The organism is Streptomyces sp. NPDC007205 (assembly GCF_040634095.1).
Taxonomy (GTDB): Bacteria; Actinomycetota; Actinomycetes; order Streptomycetales; family Streptomycetaceae; genus Streptomyces.
In genome coordinates, this window is the sequence record NZ_JBEYEW010000010.1 from 138,856 (window position 1) to 156,121 (window position 17,266).

Annotated in this window: 11 protein-coding genes; 10 read left to right on the forward strand and 1 reads right to left on the reverse strand. The window is 72.0% G+C overall.

Annotated elements, in window-relative coordinates:
* The first annotated feature begins 10 nt into the window (after positions 1-10).
* Positions 11-385 (forward strand): TadE family type IV pilus minor pilin, encoded by a 375-nt coding sequence (locus tag ABZ624_RS19135; RefSeq protein ID WP_360089774.1) that lies wholly within the window; start codon positions 11-13, stop codon positions 383-385.
* Positions 382-903 (forward strand): Rv3654c family TadE-like protein, encoded by a 522-nt coding sequence (locus tag ABZ624_RS19140; protein ID WP_360089777.1) that lies wholly within the window; start codon positions 382-384, stop codon positions 901-903. Before ABZ624_RS19135 ends, ABZ624_RS19140 begins: the two co-directional genes overlap by 4 nt.
* Here ABZ624_RS19140 and ABZ624_RS19145 read toward each other — a convergent pair.
* Positions 797-3,322, reverse strand: a complete 2,526-nt coding sequence (locus tag ABZ624_RS19145; RefSeq protein ID WP_360089780.1) for a DEAD/DEAH box helicase — start codon at positions 3,320-3,322, stop codon at positions 797-799. The two genes, ABZ624_RS19140 and ABZ624_RS19145, sit on opposite strands and share 107 nt — an antisense overlap.
* Positions 3,323-3,403: 81 nt before the next feature.
* Between ABZ624_RS19145 and bldG the strand changes: the two genes are divergently transcribed.
* The 8 genes from bldG to tmk all read left to right on the forward strand — a co-directional run bounded on the left by bldG (position 3,404) and on the right by tmk (position 17,261).
* Entirely contained in the window at positions 3,404-3,745 is a 342-nt protein-coding gene (gene bldG / locus ABZ624_RS19150) for an anti-sigma factor antagonist BldG (protein WP_009189842.1), read from the forward strand.
* Positions 3,746-3,903: 158 nt separating this feature from the next.
* Positions 3,904-4,332 carry an ATP-binding protein gene (locus ABZ624_RS19155; RefSeq protein ID WP_360089783.1) on the forward strand — a complete coding sequence of 143 codons (429 nt, stop codon included), beginning with the start codon at positions 3,904-3,906 and terminating at the stop codon, positions 4,330-4,332.
* 284 nt (positions 4,333-4,616) lie between these two features.
* Entirely contained in the window at positions 4,617-7,019 is a 2,403-nt protein-coding gene (locus tag ABZ624_RS19160) for a sodium-translocating pyrophosphatase (RefSeq protein ID WP_360089786.1), read from the forward strand.
* Between the two features lie 295 nt (positions 7,020-7,314).
* Entirely contained in the window at positions 7,315-7,941 is a 627-nt protein-coding gene (locus ABZ624_RS19165; protein ID WP_360089789.1) for a small secreted protein, read from the forward strand.
* A gap of 266 nt (positions 7,942-8,207) precedes the next feature.
* Positions 8,208-9,728: a class I SAM-dependent methyltransferase gene (locus tag ABZ624_RS19170; protein WP_360089792.1), complete on the forward strand. Its 1,521-nt coding sequence runs from the start codon at positions 8,208-8,210 to the stop codon at positions 9,726-9,728.
* 477 nt (positions 9,729-10,205) lie between these two features.
* On the forward strand, positions 10,206-10,403 hold the full coding sequence (locus tag ABZ624_RS19175) for a hypothetical protein (protein ID WP_360089795.1): 198 nt from the start codon (positions 10,206-10,208) through the stop codon (positions 10,401-10,403).
* A 268-nt stretch (positions 10,404-10,671) separates the two neighbouring features.
* A complete protein-coding gene (topA, locus tag ABZ624_RS19180; RefSeq protein WP_360089798.1) occupies positions 10,672-13,503 on the forward strand; it encodes a type I DNA topoisomerase in 2,832 nt (943 codons plus the stop codon).
* A gap of 440 nt (positions 13,504-13,943) precedes the next feature.
* Entirely contained in the window at positions 13,944-17,261 is a 3,318-nt protein-coding gene (gene tmk, locus ABZ624_RS19185) for a dTMP kinase (protein WP_360089801.1), read from the forward strand.
* The last annotated feature ends 5 nt before the right edge of the window (positions 17,262-17,266 follow it).

Here is a 17,266-nt window from a genome sequence, read left to right on the forward strand (position 1 = left end):
CCGGGGGTTCGTGACCGCGGAGGCGGCCGTGGTGCTCTGCGTACTGGTGGCGTTCACCATGGCGCTGGTCTGGGGGCTGCTCGCGGTGGCCGCACAGATCCAGTGCGTGGACGCCGCCCGCGTGGGCGCCCGGGCCGCCGCCCGCCAGGATCCGGCGGACGCGGTGGAGACGGTGACCCGGCAGGCGGCGCCGCGCGGGGCTCGGGTGACGGTCGGGCGCGAGGGCGATCAGATCCGGGTGACGGTGGTGGCCAGGCCGCCGGTGCTGAGCGGACTGCCGTTCGAGGTGCGGGAGGAGGCCGTCGCGTCGGCCGAGGACACCGCGTCGGCCGAGGACACCGCGCCGGCCGAGGACACCGCGCCGGCCGGGGAGGCGGGGCCATGAGGCGAGGTGCGGTGAGGGGAGGCGCGGTGAGGGGAGGTGCGGCGCGGGGAGGTGCGGCGCGGGGCCGGCAGAACTCCGACCGTGGGTCCGCCACCGTGTGGAGCCTGGGGGCGATCGCCGTGCTGTGCGCGGTGTTCGGCGCCGTGCTCGCGCTCGGACAGGCCGTCGTGGTCCGCCACCGGGCGGCCGGCGGCGCGGATCTGGCGGCCCTCTCGGCGGCGGCCCACTGGAGCGAGGGCGGCGCGGCGGCCTGCGCGCGGGCGGAGAAGGTGGCGGCGGCCGAGGGGGTGCGGCTGATGCGGTGTGCGATCACCGGGGAGACCTCGGACGTGACGGCGGCCGCGGGAAGAGGACCGTTCGCGGCCGAGGTCAGGGCCAGAGCGGGGCCCGCGGGGCCGGCGCCGGACATGCTCAACCGCGAGGCGCCCGTCCCGGAGCCGTCTCATCCAGGCCCTCCAGGTTCTCCGCACCTTCCTGGTCCTCCTTCTCCTCCGGCGCCCCCCGCAGCAGCACCGTGAGGAGCCGTACCGCCCCCTTCTTGTGCAACGGGTCGTTGCCGTTGCCGCACTTGGGGGACTGGATGCAGGAGGGGCAGCCGGCCTCGCACTCGCAGGAGGCGATCGCCTCCCGGGTGGCGGTGAGCCAGGCGCGGGCGGTGTGGAAGGCGCGCTCGGCGAAGCCCGCGCCGCCCGGGTGGCCGTCGTACACGAAGACCGTGGGGAGGAGCGTGTCGGGATGCAGGGGCACGGACACGCCGCCGATGTCCCAGCGGTCGCAGGTCGCGAACAGGGGCAGCATGCCGATCGAGGCGTGCTCGGCGGCGTGCAGCGAGCCGCCGAGGATCTCCGGGATGATCCGGGCCTCGTCCAGCTGGTCCTCGGTGACCGTCCACCACACCGCGCGGGTGCGCAGCGTACGGGGAGGGAGGTCGAGTTTCGTCTCGCCCAGCACTTCACCGGTGATGAGGCGTCGGCGGAGGTAGGAGACGACCTGGTTGGTGACCTCGACCGAGCCGTAGCAGAGGCGGCCCGCACCCCACGGGATCTCGGTGTCCGTCTCCAGGACGGAGATCGACGTGGTGTCGCGGGCGACCGTGGAGTACGGCGGGTCGGCCTGCTCGACCAGGGCCACCGAGTCCTCCAGGTCCAGCTGGCGCACCAGGTAGGTACGGCCCTGGTGCAGGTGGACCGCGCCCTCGTGGACCGTGGAGTGCGCGGCGCCCGCGTCGACCGTGCCGAGCAGCCTGCCCGTGCCGGACTCGACGACCTGCACCGGGCGCCCGCCCGCGCCGCGGATGTCGGTCAGGTCGGCGGCCCGTTCCCGGCGCGTCCAGTGCCAGGCCTTCGTCCGCCGGCGCAGCAGCTTCGCGGCCTCCAGCTGCGGCAGTACGTCCGCACAGGCGGGGCCGAAGAGACCCAGGTCCTCCTCGGTCAGGGGGAGTTCCGCGGCGGCGGCGCACAGGTGCGGGGCGAGGACGTAGGGGTTGTCGGGGTCGAGGACGGTCGATTCCACCGGTTGGTCGAACAGGGCCTCGGGGTGGTGGACCAGGAAGGTGTCCAGCGGGTCGTCGCGGGCGACGAGGACCGCCAGGGCGCCCTGTCCGGAGCGGCCGGCGCGGCCCGCCTGCTGCCACAGGGACGCGCGCGTTCCCGGATAGCCGGCGATCACCACCGCGTCCAGGCCGGAGACGTCCACGCCCAGCTCCAGGGCCGTCGTGGCGGCCAGCCCGAGGAGTTCACCGGAGTGGAGGGCGCGTTCCAGGGCGCGGCGCTCCTCGGGGAGGTAACCGCCGCGGTAGGCCGCGACACGCCGGACCAGGGACCGGTCGACCTCGGCGAGCTTCTCCTGGGCGATCACCGAGATCAGCTCGGCGCCGCGCCGGGACCGTACGAAGGCGACCGAGCGCACGCCCTGCACGGTCAGGTCGGTCAGCAGGTCGGCGGTCTCGGCGGTGGCGGTACGCCGTACGGGTGCGCCCCTCTCACCGTGCAGCTCGGTGAGCGGGGGCTCCCAGAGGGCGAAGACGAGTTCGCCGCGCGGGGAGGCGTCGTCGGCGACCTCGGTCACCGGCAGCCCGGTCAGCCGACGGGCTGCGACGGCGGGTTCGGCGGCGGTCGCCGAGGCCAGCAGGAACACGGGTGAGGCGCCGTAACGGGCGCACAGGCGGCGCAGCCGGCGCAGCACTTGGGCCACGTGTGAGCCGAAGACGCCCCGGTAGGTGTGGCACTCGTCGATGACGACGTACCTGAGCGATTTCAGGAAGGAGGACCAGCGCGGGTGGGAGGGAAGTATCCCGCGGTGCAGCATGTCCGGGTTGGTGAGCACGTAGTTGGCGTACTGGCGGATCCACTCGCGTTCCTCGAACGGGGTGTCGCCGTCGTACACGGCCGGGCGTACGGCGCTGCCCAGAGGTTGTGAAAGTTCCTTCACCGACCGGCACTGATCCGCCGCGAGCGCCTTGGTGGGGGCCAGATACAGCGCGGTGGCCCCCCGTCCGTTCGGCGCCTCGGAGCCGTCCAGAAGGGTGGACAGGACGGGTACGAGGTACGCCAGGGACTTGCCGGAGGCGGTACCGGTGGCGACCACGACCGACTCGCCGTCCAGGGCGTGCTCGGCGGCCAGCGCCTGGTGCGCCCAGGGGTGCTCGATGCCGCACGCCTGGACGGCCGCGATCACCTCGGACCGAATCCGGTCAGGCCAGACGGCATGGCGGCCCGCGCGCGGGGGCAAGTGCTCCGTATGAGTGATGCGCGCAGCCCGGCTCGGCCCCGAGGCGAGCCGGTCCAGGACCACGCCCGGAGACGGGCGGGACGCCGGGTCCGCCGGGGTTCGATCGGATCGGTGATTCTTGGCCATCGGCACCGAGTGTGTCACTGGCGTGACGGACAATGGAGCCAAGGCGTCGTGCACGCCTGCCGGTAAGTGATTGAATGCCATCGCGGCTGGCGTTGCGTCCCGGGGGCCGCAAGCTGAGGTGCCCGAGGGACGACCGCTCGATAGCAAGGTGCTGGAGGATCCGTGGACCTGTCCCTGTCGACCCGTACCGTCGGCGATCGTACGGTCGTCGAGGTCGGTGGCGAAATCGATGTATACACCGCGCCCAAGCTGCGCGAGCAGCTGGTCGAGCTGGTGAACGACGGGAATTTCCACCTCGTCGTCGACATGGAGGGCGTGGACTTCCTCGACTCCACCGGGCTCGGCGTGCTGGTAGGCGGCCTGAAGCGAGTGCGTGCCCACGAGGGCTCGCTGCGCCTGGTCTGCAACCAGGAGCGCATTCTCAAGATCTTCCGCATCACCGGCCTCACCAAGGTGTTCCCGATCCACACCTCGGTCGATGAAGCGGTGGCGGCCACCGACTGACCCTGGACCCGTCACCGGCGCCGGGCTCCCGAGGGGGTCCGGACGCCGGGCGGTTCCGTCCGAGCCGATGCAGCGGCCCGGCACAGAAGCACACCAGGGGGTGCGGGCTCTGGGTGGCCCCGCCTCCGACCGCACGCCCGTAGTCGCGAGGGGGATGCATGGCCGTCGTCGAACTCCGGTTCAGCGCGCTGCCCGAGCACGTCCGGACCGCCCGGCTGGTGGCGGCCGCGGTGGCACGCAGGGCCGGAGTGGACGAGGCAGTCCTCGACGAGGTCCGGCTCGCCGTAGGCGAGGCCTGCTCCCGCGCCGTCGGACTCCACCAGAACAGCGGCATCAGCGCGCCGGTGAAGGTGGCGCTGATCGAAGAGGAGAAACAGTTCTCCATCGAGGTCGGCGACGAGGCGCCGCACGCCACGCCGGGCGACACGCCCGGCGCCGCCCAGGACGCCGAGGAGATCGAGGAGGACGAGATGGGCCTCGCGGTCATCAGCGGCCTCGTCGACGACGTGGAGGTCACCACCGGACAGGACGGCGGCCTGATCCGGATGACCTGGCCGACCGCACCGCCGGCCGCGGCGCTTCTCTGAGCGCCGCCGCACCGCTTCCCGAGGGGCCCTGCTCAGCAGGGCCCCTCGGTGTTTTCCGGCACGATGGAGCGGCCTCCCGAATTCGTGAAGGAATTCACGATCATTCGCGATCACTCATCAATGCCTTGAGGGCATTACTCCATTCGGGTGGTGTGGCGAGATCTCGATCATTTGTTGATGAGCCCGTTGAGGCTAATTCCGCTTACCGCGCTCTGTTGAGATCACTCCTGGGTACCTAGAATCCGTCCACATCTTGAGCTCAGCCCAAGCGTCAAGGAGGACGAATGGCGGGGCTTTCCATCCCTCAGTCGGATCACCCCACATCCCTCGCAGCAGCGGTTCTGACCGACGACAACCGGATCATCGTGGCCGCCATCGCGGCGGTCGCCCTGGCCGCGCTGGTGGTCGCGGGGATCCTGGTGCGCCAAGTGCTGGCCGCGGGCGAGGGCACCGACAGCATGAAACGGATCGCCGAGGCGGTCCAGGAAGGTGCGAAGGCGTATCTCGCCCGGCAGCTGCGCACGCTCGGCGTTTTCGCTGTCGGCGTCTTCTTCCTGCTCATGCTGCTGCCCGCGGACGACTGGAATCAGCGTGCCGGTCGATCGGTGTTCTTCCTGATCGGTGCGGCGTTCTCGGCGGCCACCGGCTATATCGGCATGTGGCTGGCCGTGCGCAGCAATGTGCGGGTCGCCGCGGCGGCCCGGGAGGCCACACCGGCACCCGGAGAACCGGAAAAGGATCTCACCACCGTTTCGCACACCGCGATGAAGATCGCATTTCGCACGGGCGGCGTCGTCGGCATGTTCACGGTGGGGCTCGGCCTGCTGGGCGCCTCCTGCGTGGTGCTGGTGTACGCGGCCAACGCGCCGAAGGTGCTGGAGGGCTTCGGCCTCGGCGCCGCCCTGATCGCCATGTTCATGCGCGTGGGCGGCGGCATCTTCACCAAGGCCGCCGACGTCGGCGCCGACCTGGTCGGCAAGGTCGAGCAGGGCATTCCGGAGGACGACCCGCGCAATGCCGCGACCATCGCCGACAACGTGGGCGACAACGTCGGCGACTGCGCGGGCATGGCGGCCGACCTCTTCGAGTCGTACGCCGTGACGCTGGTGGCCGCGCTGATCCTCGGCAAGGCCGCCTTCGGCGACTCCGGGCTGGCGTTCCCGCTGCTCGTTCCCGCCATCGGCGTCATCACGGCGATGATCGGCATCTTCGCGGTCGCGCCCCGCCGGACCGACCGCAGCGGCATGACCGCGATCAACCGCGGCTTCTTCATCTCCGCGGTGATCTCCCTCGCGCTGGTCGCGGTCGCGGTCTTCGTCTACCTGCCGTCGAAGTACTCCGACCTCGCCGGGGTCACGGAGGCGGCGATCAAGGGCAGGAGCGGGGACCCGCGGATCCTCGCCCTGGTCGCGGTGGCGATCGGCATCCTGCTCGCTGCCGTCATCCAGCAGCTGACCGGCTACTTCACCGAGACCAACCGCCGCCCGGTGCGGGACATCGGCAAGACCTCACTCACCGGCCCGGCCACCGTCATCCTGTCCGGCATCTCGGTCGGCCTGGAATCCGCCGTCTACACCGCGCTGCTCATCGGGCTCGGCGTGTACGGGGCCTTCCTGCTCGGCGGTACGTCGATCATGCTCGCGCTGTTCGCGGTCGCGCTGGCCGGCACCGGCCTGCTCACCACGGTCGGCGTGATCGTCGCCATGGACACCTTCGGGCCGGTCTCCGACAACGCACAGGGCATCGCCGAGATGTCCGGTGACGTGCAGGGCGCGGGCGCACAGGTGCTCACCAACCTGGACGCGGTCGGCAACACGACCAAGGCCATCACCAAGGGCATCGCCATCGCCACCGCCGTCCTCGCCGCGTCGGCGCTGTTCGGGTCGTACCGCGACGCGATCACCACCAATGTGAAGGACGTCGGGGTGAAACTCACCGGCCCGGGCGCGCCGCTGAGCCTGTCCCTGGACATCTCGCAGCCCAGCAACCTCGTCGGCCTCATCGCGGGCGCCGCGGTCGTCTTCCTCTTCTCCGGACTGGCCATCAACGCCGTGTCGCGCTCGGCCGGTTCGGTGGTGTTCGAGGTACGACGGCAGTTCCGCGAGCACCCCGGGATCATGGACTACACCGAGAAGCCCGAGTACGGGCGCGTCGTCGACATCTGTACCAAGGACGCGCTGCGGGAGCTGGCCACGCCCGGTCTGCTCGCCGTCCTGGCGCCCATCTTCATCGGGTTCACGCTCGGCGTCGGCTCCCTCGGCTCCTACCTCGCCGGCGCGATCGGCGCGGGCACGCTGATGGCGGTGTTCCTCGCCAACTCCGGTGGTGCCTGGGACAACGCCAAGAAGCTGGTGGAGGACGGCCACCACGGCGGCAAGGGCAGCGAGGCCCACGCCGCCACGGTGATCGGCGACACGGTCGGCGATCCCTTCAAGGACACCGCCGGACCGGCGATCAACCCCCTGCTGAAGGTCATGAACCTGGTCTCGCTGCTCATCGCGCCCGCGGTGATCAAGTTCTCCTACGGCAACGACAAGAACATGGGCGTACGGATCGGGGTCGCGATCCTCGCGCTCCTGGTGATCGTCGTCGCCGTGTACGTCTCCAAGCGGCGCGGAATCGCCGTCGGCGACGAGGAGGGCGTCGAACGGGTCACCAACTCACCGAACACGGCGGTGGTTTCGTAGCCGTACTCCTGGTTCTGTTCGAGACGCCCTGCTCAACGGGCGGGCGGGCGGCGCGTGCTGATGCGCCGCCCGCCGTTCGCGTTCTCGGGCCCGGCTGTGGACGCGTCTGCAGGCGCGTCTGCAGGCGGGGCGGCAGACGGGGCTGTGGACGGCTGTGGGGCCGCCCACGTGGTGAGCCTTCTCTCGCATGGTGCAAAGAGTCACAAAGGGCGCCTCGGAGGGCGTTCGGGGTGCGGAGGGTGTGCGTCCGCCGTGTAGGGTCCGTGGGCCGAGAGCCATGGAAGGGGCCAATCCGGTGAACAAGAAGCTCGCGGCCGCACTGTCCGGCGGTTCGGTACTGGTAATGGCGCTGTCGGGATGCAGCAGCAGCGGCGGCGGCAGCAGCAGCGCCAAGGGACCCGACCCCAAGCTGGTCGCCTGGGCCAAGTCGGTGTGCGACGCGGTGCCCGCACAGGACGCCAAGATCAAGGCGGCGAACGCGTCGATCGCAGCCATCGCCACCAACAGCAACCTGCCGCCCAAGAGTGCCCAGAAGACCTACTCGCAGGCCTTCCAGGACATGTCCGACGGTTACAAGGCGCTCGCTGACGCCCTCAACGGGGCTGGAGCTCCTCCCGGGGTCGGCGACGGCGCCAAGCGGCAGCAGGACGCCGCCAAGAACCTCGCCGGTCTCTCCGCGTCGTACGCCGCCCTGAAGAAGAAGGTCGACGGGCTCGACACCAAGGACCAGGGCAAGTTCGCCCGAGGCCTCAAGGACGTCGCCGCCACCCAGACCAAGGAGGTCGGCAAGCAGAGCGACAGCGGTACGCAGGCGCTGAAGCGGCTGGAGCAGGGCGACGTCAAGGAGGCGATGGCCGAGCAGGCCAGCTGCAAGAAGGCCGCGTCGTCGGCATCGGCCTCGCCGTCGTCGTCGGCTGGCTGACGCGGCCCATCACGAGGCGGCGTGTGAGCGGTGGCTCACGGCGGTGGCTTACGAGCGGTGGTTCACGGTCGGCGGCTCACGGCGGTGGCTTACGAGCGGTGGTTCACGATCGGCGGCTCGCGTCGGCCGGCGGTTCACGCCGGACGGGAGGCCAGTCGCTTCGCTCAGGCGGCCCGCCCGGTACCGGCCGGCAGGGCTCGCCGAGGCCGGGGCCGTGAGGCGTGCTGGGGCCGCGCCCGGCAGGCGCCGCGGGCCACAATGGGGGCGTGACTGACTCCGGACTCGCTTCCCTGCCCGCTTCCGACCGGCCCGACATCGCCGCGCGCCTGCGGGACGCGCTGCTGGCCGCCTCCTTCACCGCCGATGGGCTGCTCGACCTGCTCGGCGCTCCCGCATACGCGGCGCTGGCGCGCAGCGAGACCGTGCCCGCCCTGAGGGCGACCCGTGGCGACACGCCGCTGGAGATGCTCGTACGGCTCTTCCTGCTCCAGCAACCGGTGCTCCACGCGCGCGTGGCGGCGGTTCTGCCCGTCGAGGAGGCCCTGGAGGCCGGGTGGCTCACGCGCGTGGGCGGCGACGAGGTGGCCGCCACCGTGGACGTACGGCCTTACGGCGGCCCCCGCGGAGAGGACTGGTTCATCGTCGCCGACCTCGGCTGCGCGGTCGGCGGGGCCGGCGGCATCGGGCAGCACGAGGAAGGTGTCGTGCTGGGCGTCGGCGGTGCCTCCACGACCCTCGCCGGCATCACGGTCCGCACGCCGGTCGCCTCCGCCCTGGACCTCGGCACCGGCTCCGGCATCCAGGCGCTGCACGCCGCCCAGCACGCCACGCGCGTGACGGCGACCGACCTCAACCCGCGCGCGCTGCACATCACCGCGCTCACGCTCGCACTCTCCGGCGCGCCCGCCGCCGACCTGCGCGAGGGCTCGCTCTTCGAGCCGGTCCGGGACGACGAGACGTTCGACCTGATCGTCTCCAACCCGCCCTTCGTCATCTCGCCCGGCGCCCGCCTCACGTACCGGGACGGCGGCATGGGCGGGGACGATCTGTGCCGCTCGCTCGTTCAGCAGGCGGGGGAACGGCTGAACGAGGGCGGGTTCGCGCAGTTCCTCGCCAACTGGCAGCACGTCGCAGGGGAGGACTGGCAGGACAGACTCAGGTCGTGGGTGCCGCGCGGGTGCGATGCCTGGATCGTGCAGCGCGAGGTACAGGACGTCACGCAGTACGCCGAGCTGTGGCTGAGGGACGCCGGGGACCACCGCGGGGACCCGGCGGAGTACCAGGCTCGCTACGACGCCTGGCTCGACGAGTTCGAGGCGCGCAAGGTCAAGGCGGTCGGCTTCGGCTGGATCACCCTGCGCAGGACGGGGGCGGCCGAGCCCTCGATCACCGTGGAGGAGTGGCCGCACCCGGTCGAGCAGCCCCTCGGGGACACGATCCGGGCACACTTCGAGCGACTCGACTACCTCCGGGAGCACGACGACGCTGCGCTGCTCGACAGCCACTTCAAGCTCGCTGTCGAAGTGGTCCAGGAGCAGGTCGGGATGCCCGGTGCCGAGGACCCGGAGCACGTGGTGCTGCGCCAGCACCGCGGCATGCGCCGGGCCACGAAGGTGGACACGGTCGGCGCGGGATTCGCGGGCGTGTGCGACGGCACGCTGAGCGCGGGCCGCATCCTGGACGCCATCGCCCAACTCATGAACGAGGACCCGGTGGTGCTCCGCGACCGGACGCCGGCGCAGATCCGGCTCCTGGTGGAACAGGGCTTCCTGGAGCCGGCGCGCTGAGCGAGAACCGCGCCGGGCCGTGCAGCGCCGCGCCGTGGTACGCCGTGCCGTGCCGCCGTGGTACGCCGCGCGTGCCGCGCCGGCGTGCTGCGGCGGCCGGCCGGCCCGGCGCGTGGCGGGCGACGGTGGGTGGCCCGGCGGGCCTCGTGCGTGGTGGGGCACGGCGGCTGGTGCGGCTGAGGTATGCCGGGTGCCCGTGGGGTCGTAGGTGTCCCGGGACGCCTTGGGGGCCGCGCCCGGATCATCGTCGTATGCCGGTGGCACTGGCCGGAACCGGCCGGTGCCGGGCGCCGGGACGCGCCGGTGCCGGCAAAACGGCCGGAAAAATACGGGGAGGCGCCCCGAGACGGTGGTGTTCGATCGTGTGTTCGGCATCACGTTGATCCTCCGTTCACCCCGGTGTCGTCCGTTCTTCTCCCGCGCGTGCCAGTCTCCGGCGCTGGGCGGAGCCGGACGGCGCGGAAGAGGTGGGCGGGGATGGAGAGCGGGCCGGAGATCTTCACGGGCATGGTGTTCGCCCTGTTCGGGAGCGCTGTGCTGGCCTGGACCGGCACCCGCCTCAGGCGCCGCGAGCCGGTGGCCCACGGTGTGAACCCGATCGCATCGGCCGCCCTCGCGAGCGTGGCCGGGACGGGCGCGCTGGTCCTCGGCGTGTACTGCCTGACCTGCCTCTGACGTCGGCGGGTACCCGACGGCGAGAGTGCCGCGGGAGTAAGGGGAGCGCCGCGCTCCGGACCTGCCTGAACGGGGTACCCGGTACTCCGGGCGGCAGGAATGCCGGTAGTCGGGTTACCGTTCGAGTGGCCGTTGTGGGCTTTTCCCGTTTGACACGGGGGCGGGATGTACCGTCACACTCCGCAGCACCACACGAGCCAGAAGCACGCCGTGCCCCCGGGACCAAGGCCTGGGGAGGCCCCAGCGTCGACCGGAGAGAAGAGCGAAGTTGTCCCCGACCAGCGAGACCGCACAGGGCGGCCGCCGACTCGTCATCGTCGAGTCGCCTGCCAAGGCGAAGACGATCAAGGGCTACCTCGGCCCCGGCTACGTCGTCGAAGCGAGCGTCGGGCACATCCGCGACCTCCCCAACGGCGCCGCCGAGGTGCCCGAGAAGTACACCGGCGAGGTGCGCCGCCTCGGTGTGGACGTCGACCATGACTTCCAGCCGATCTATGTGATCAACGCCGACAAGAAGGCGCAGGTCAAGAAGCTCAAGGACCTGCTGAAGGACTCCGACGAGCTGTTCCTCGCCACCGATGAGGACCGGGAGGGCGAGGCGATCGCCTGGCACCTCCAGGAGGTCCTCAAGCCGAAGATCCCCGTCAAGCGGATGGTTTTCCACGAGATCACCAAGGACGCGATCCGCGAGGCCGTCGCCAACCCGCGCCAGCTCAACCAGAAGCTGGTCGACGCCCAGGAGACCCGCCGCATCCTCGACCGCCTCTATGGCTACGAGGTCTCGCCGGTCCTGTGGAAGAAGGTCATGCCGCGCCTGTCGGCCGGCCGTGTCCAATCCGTCGCCACGCGCCTCGTGGTCGAGCGGGAACGCGAGCGCATCGCTTTTCGTTCTGCTGAGTACTGGGACCTGACGGGCACCTTCGCGACCGGCCGCGCCGGGGATTCGTCGGACCCGTCGTCGCTGGTCGCCCGCCTGCAGACCGTCGACGGCAGGCGGGTCGCGCAGGGCCGCGACTTCGACTCCCTGGGACAGATCAAGAGCGCGAACACCCTCCACCTCGACGAGGCGACCGCCCGCGCCCTCGCAGCCGCCCTGGAGAACACCCGCTTCTCCGTGCGTTCCGTCGAGTCCAAGCCGTACCGCCGGTCGCCGTACGCCCCGTTCCGTACGACGACGCTGCAGCAGGAAGCCAGCCGCAAGCTCGGCTTCGGCGCGAAGGCGACCATGCAGATCGCGCAGAAGCTGTACGAGAACGGCTACATCACGTACATGCGTACGGACTCCACGACGCTGAGCGACACGGCGATCGCGGCGGCCCGCGCGCAGGTCACGCAGCTGTACGGCGCCGACTATCTGCCCCCGCAGCCGCGCACGTACGCCGCCAAGGTCAAGAACGCGCAGGAGGCGCACGAGGCGATCCGCCCCTCGGGTGATCGTTTCCGCACTCCCGCCGAGACCGGCCTGCACGGTGACCAGTTCAAGCTCTACGAGCTGATCTGGAAGCGGACCGTCGCCTCCCAGATGAAGGACGCCACGGGCAACTCCGTCACCGTGAAGATCGGTGGCACCGCCGCCGACGGCCGGGACGTCGAGTTCAGCGCCTCCGGCAAGACGATCACCTTCCACGGCTTCCTGAAGGCCTACGTGGAGGGCGCCGACGACCCGAACGCCGAGCTGGACGACCGCGAGCGCCGGCTGCCGCAGGTCAACGAGGGTGACGCCCTCAGCGCCCAGGAGATCACGGTCGACGGGCACGCCACCAAGCCCCCGGCCCGCTACACCGAGGCCTCCCTGGTCAAGGAGCTGGAAGAGCGCGAGATCGGCCGCCCGTCGACGTACGCGTCGATCATCGGCACGATCCTCGACCGCGGCTATGTCTTCAAGAAGGGCACGGCACTCGTCCCGTCCTTCCTCTCCTTCGCCGTCGTCAACCTCCTGGAGAAGCACTTCGGGCGGCTCGTCGACTACGACTTCACCGCCAAGATGGAGGACGACCTCGACCGCATCGCGGCCGGTGAGGCGAAGGCCGTGCCGTGGCTGAAGCGCTTCTACTTCGGCGAGGGCAATGTCACCGGCGCCGCGGCCGACGCCGGCAACGGCGACGGGGACCACCTCGGCGGCCTCAAGGAGCTGGTGACCGACCTGGGTGCGATCGACGCGCGCGAGGTGTCGTCGTTCCCGGTGGGCAACGACATCGTGCTCCGCGTCGGCCGCTACGGCCCGTACATCGAGCGCGGCGAGAAGGACACCGAACAGCACCAGCGCGCCGACATCCCCGACGACCTGGCGCCGGACGAGCTGAGCGTCGAGCTGGCCGAGGAGCTGCTGGCCAAGCCGAGCGGCGACTTCGAGCTGGGCACGGACCCGCAGACGGGTCACCAGATCGTCGCCAAGGCCGGCCGCTACGGCCCGTACGTCACGGAGATCCTCCCCGAGGGCACCCCGAAGACCGGCAAGAACGCGGTCAAGCCGCGTACGGCCTCGCTCTTCAAGTCGATGTCCCTCGACACGGTGACGCTGGAGGACGCGCTGAAGCTGATGTCGCTGCCGCGCGTCGTCGGCACGGACGCCGAGGGCCAGGAGATCACCGCGCAGAACGGCCGCTACGGCCCGTACCTGAAGAAGGGCACGGACTCGCGCTCGTTGCAGTCCGAGGAGCAGCTCTTCACGATCACGCTGGAGGAGGCGCTGGCGATCTACGCCCAGCCCAAGCAGCGGGGTCGCGCGGCCGCCAAGCCGCCGCTGAGGGAGCTGGGCGAGGACCCGGTCTCCGGCAAGCCGGTCGTGGTCAAGGACGGCCGCTTCGGCCCGTACGTCACCGACGGCGAGACCAACGCGACCCTCCGCTCGGATGACAGCGTGGAAGCGATCACTCCGGCGCGCGGCTTCGAACTGCTCGCCGAGAAGCGCGCAAAGGGGCCCGCCAAGAAGACCGCGAAGAAGGCCGCGGCCAAGAAGACGGCCCCGGCCAAGAAGACCGCCGCCAAGAAGACGGCGGCGAAGAAGACGACCGCGGCCGCGAAGAAGACCACGGCGAAGAAGACGACCGCCAAGAAGGCGACGGCTTCGAAGGCGACGGCTTCCGGCACGGAGGACTGACGGCCCCGGCGTGGCGGACCGCCGACTTCCGGTAGAGGGCGGCGGCTCCATGTGTGGCGGCCGGCGGCTCCCGGGTGCGGTAACCGCCGGCTTGGGGCCCGGGGACCCGTGGCTTTCCCTGTAAGGGGGCCGACCGTATCGGGCAGGGGGGTCGGCGGCTCCCGGTATGGGGTCCGCGGCATCGCGGCGGACGTTGCGGCTTCCCGCACGGGGGCCGGCGGGTGTCCCGTCTCTTCTCGTATGGCGGCGGCTTCCGGTGGATGAGTGGATGACCCGCGGCTTCCCGCACATGCGTCCACTGTCTTCGCCCCGGAGGACTGACCGGCGTAGGCGGCTCCCGGCTTCGCACAGCGAACGCTCCGGCATCACTTTGGTGTCGGGGCGTGCGCATGCCAGGAGCGGCGAGGTGTGGTGTCGGTGGCTGCGGATAGGCTGAACGCATGACGCGAGCCGAGCAGCCAACGGCCCCCACCGCAGCCCCGGACGACGCCCTGGTCGCGGACTCCCGCGAGCGCGCCGTCCGTTCCCTGCTGCGCCGACCGCAGCTGCGGCGCCTGTGGAGCGCACAGCTGGTGAGCGGTGTCGGCGACAGCCTGGCACTCCTGGTCCTGGTCGTCCTCACCCTCCAGGCGGCGATCGCCCAGGGCGCGTTCGGCGGTGGATACCGGGGCGTGGCGTTCGCAGTGGCGACGGTCTTCGCGGCGCGCGTCCTCGCCGCGCTGCTGTTCGGCGCGGTCCTCCTCGGCCCGCTGACCACGCTCACCGCCCAGGAGGGCCCGCTCGACCGCCGCTGGACCATGGTCGGCGCCGACGGCGTGCGCGCCGCCCTGCTGATCGTCGCGCCCCTGTGGATCGACTGGACGCCGGACAACGCGCTGGCCGTCGTACTGGTCACCGCCTTCGTCACCGGCGTCGCCGAGCGCCTGTGGACGGTGTGCCGGGAGAGTGCGGCTCCGGCCCTGCTGCCCGGCCCGCCCCCGGAGGGCGCCACCGTACGGCCGCTGCCGGACCACATGGACGCCCTGCGCCGCCTCTCGCTGCGCACCAGCTTCCTGGCCGTCCCGCTGGCGGCCGCCGCGCTGGTCGTCGCCGCCCTGTTCAACAACCTGCTGGGCACCGGCGTGGTCTGGTTCGACCAGCACCACGCGGCCCTCGGGGCCTATGTGGCGGCCGGTCTGTTCGCCGCCTCCCTGTCCGTGCTGACCTTCCTGGAGCTGCCCGACACGCGCACCCCGCGCGCTCGGTCCCCGCTGGAGGGCCTGCGCCGCCCCCGCACGGGTACCGGCGTCGACAAGGGCCGTACGGGCGTGATCCCGTTGCTCGTCCCGGCCTCGGCCGCGGTCGCCGGAGCCATCGCGGCGGCCGTGTCGGTGTGCGTGCTGCACGCCACCGACCTGGGCGGCGGCCCGGTGCTGTACGGCCTGCTGGTGCTGGGCCTGACCGGCGGTGTCGCCGTCGGTATCCGTACGGCCCCCGCGCTGCTGCCCTCACTCTCGCGCCGCCGGCTGCTCGCCCTCGCGATCGCCTTCACCGGTATCGCCCTGCTGGCCGCCGGGCTGGTCCCCGACGTCACCACGGTGCTGCTGATCGTCACGCTGGCCGGCGTCACCGCGGGCGTGGCCGCGAACACCGGCCACGCCCTGCTCGACCAGGAGACCGAGGACTACCGCCGGGCGCGTGTCACCGACCACCTGCACGCGGTCGTCCGGGTCTTCGTAGCGCTCGGCGCTCTGGTCGCGCCCGTGGTCGCCGGGCTCATCGGCCCCCACCGGCTGCAGAACGGCAAGTTCGTCTTCGCGCACGGCGGCGCCTCCTTCACGCTGATGCTGGTCGGCGCCCTGCTGCTGCCGGTGGCGGCGCTGGTACTCGCCAAGGTCGACGACCGCTCCGGCATCCCGCTGCGCCAGGACCTCAAGGACGCTCTGCTCGGTGGCGACGACCCGGTCGAGACACCGACGGCCAACGGCTTCTTCATCGCCCTGGAGGGCGGCGACGGCGCCGGCAAGTCCACCCAGGCCGAGGCCCTCGCCGAGTGGATCCGCGCCAAGGGCCACGAGGTCGTGCTCACCCGCGAGCCGGGGGCCACGCCCGTCGGCAAGCGGCTGCGCTCGATCCTGCTGGACGTGTCCTCCGCGGGCCTGTCGCACCGCGCGGAGGCGCTGCTGTACGCCGCCGACCGCGCCGAGCACGTCGACACGGTCGTACGCCCCGCCCTGGAGCGCGGCGCGGTCGTGATCTCCGACCGCTACATCGACTCCTCCGTCGCCTACCAGGGCGCCGGCCGCGACCTGTCCCCGACCGAGATCGCCCGCATCAACCGCTGGGCGACCAACGGGCTCGTCCCGCACCTCACCGTCCTGCTGGATGTCTCCCCGGAGACCGCCCGCGAGCGGTTCACCGAGGCGCCGGACCGGCTCGAATCGGAGCCCGCGGAGTTCCACGCGCGCGTGAGGTCCGGTTTCCTCACCCTGGCCGCCTCCGACCCCGGCCGCTACCTGGTCGTGGACGCCGGCCAGGAGCCCGAGGCCGTCACCACCGTCATCCGGCACCGGCTCGACACCGTGCTGCCGCTGTCCGAGGCCGAGATCAAGGCCCAGGAGGAAGCGCGGAAGAAGGCCGAGGAGGAGGCCCGCCGCAAGGCCGAGGAAGAGGCCGCGCGCAAGGCCGAGGAGGAGCGCCTGGAGCGCGAGCGCCAGGAGGAGCTGGCCCGGCTGCGCGCCGAGGAGGAGGAACGCAAGCGCCGCGAGCTGGAGGAGGCGCAGCGCCGCGAGGCCGAACGGCAGGCGGAGGAGGCCCGGCAGCGGGCGGCGGAAGCGGCCCGCCGCGCGGAGGAGGAGCGGCAGCGTCTCCTCGCCGAGGAGAAGGCCCGTGCCGAGGAGGAGGCCCGCCGCAGGGCCGAGGAGGAACGGCGCCGCAAGCAGGCCGAGGAGGAGGCCCGGCTGCGCGCCGAGGAAGAGGCCCGGCAGGCCCGGCTGCGTGCCGAGGAGGAAGCGCGCCGTCTGGAGAAGCAGCGCAAGGCCGAGGAGGCGCTGCTGCGTGCCGAGGAGGCCCGTCGGCAGGCGGCCGAGGCAGCTGCGGCGGCCGACACGGCGGCCCGCAGGCCCGGCACGCCCATGCCGACCGCGCCGGGCGTGGCTTCCGACGCGGTGACGGTCCCGACGCCGGTGGTCTCTCCGGGATCCGGTGAGCCGGGCACGCGGGGGGCGGGCACGGAGGAGACGACGGTGCTGCGTCCCGTGCGTGACGACCGGGAGCACCGGGAGCACCGGGGCAAGGCTGGCGAGCAGCGGGACGCGGCCGGTCCGGCCGCGCCCGGCTCCGACGCCGAGATCACGGCCGAGCTGCCGCAGCCGCCGTCGGCTCCGGGCGCGGCGGACGAGACGGCGGTACTGCCTCCGGTGGTTCCGGGCGCGGCGGACGAGACGGCGGTCCTGCCGCCGGTTTCCGGTGCGGCGGATGAGACCGCCGTACTGCCGCCCGTACGGGGTGACGCACCGGCGGACCGGGTGCCGCCCGGCTTCTTCCGGGACGAACGGCTCGCCGCGGGCCCCGACGGCTCCGAGGACCGTACGCGCGAGATGCCCCAGCTCGACGCCGACGGAACCCCGCGCCGCCGGCCGCGGTCCGACTGGGCCGAGGAGACCCCGCTGGACGACCTGCCGTCACTGGCGGACGAGCTGCTGGGCTCCTACGACGAGCGCGACCACGGCGATCACGACGAGGAGCAGGGCCGCAGCGGCCGGGGCCGACGGGGCTGACGACC

Bases quoted from the DNA above. Each gene is read 5' to 3' on its own strand.
- ABZ624_RS19160 (WP_360089786.1), top strand. From the start codon at position 4,617: ATGGCGGGGCTTTCCATCCCTCAGTCGGATCACCCCACATCCCTCGCA.
- ABZ624_RS19155 (WP_360089783.1), top strand. From the start codon at position 3,904: ATGGCCGTCGTCGAACTCCGGTTCAGCGCGCTGCCCGAGCACGTCCGG.
- ABZ624_RS19140 (WP_360089777.1), top strand. From the start codon at position 382: ATGAGGCGAGGTGCGGTGAGGGGAGGCGCGGTGAGGGGAGGTGCGGCG.
- ABZ624_RS19145 (WP_360089780.1), bottom strand. From the start codon at position 3,322: ATGGCATTCAATCACTTACCGGCAGGCGTGCACGACGCCTTGGCTCCA.
- tmk (WP_360089801.1), top strand. From the start codon at position 13,944: ATGACGCGAGCCGAGCAGCCAACGGCCCCCACCGCAGCCCCGGACGAC.
- ABZ624_RS19175 (WP_360089795.1), top strand. From the start codon at position 10,206: ATGGAGAGCGGGCCGGAGATCTTCACGGGCATGGTGTTCGCCCTGTTC.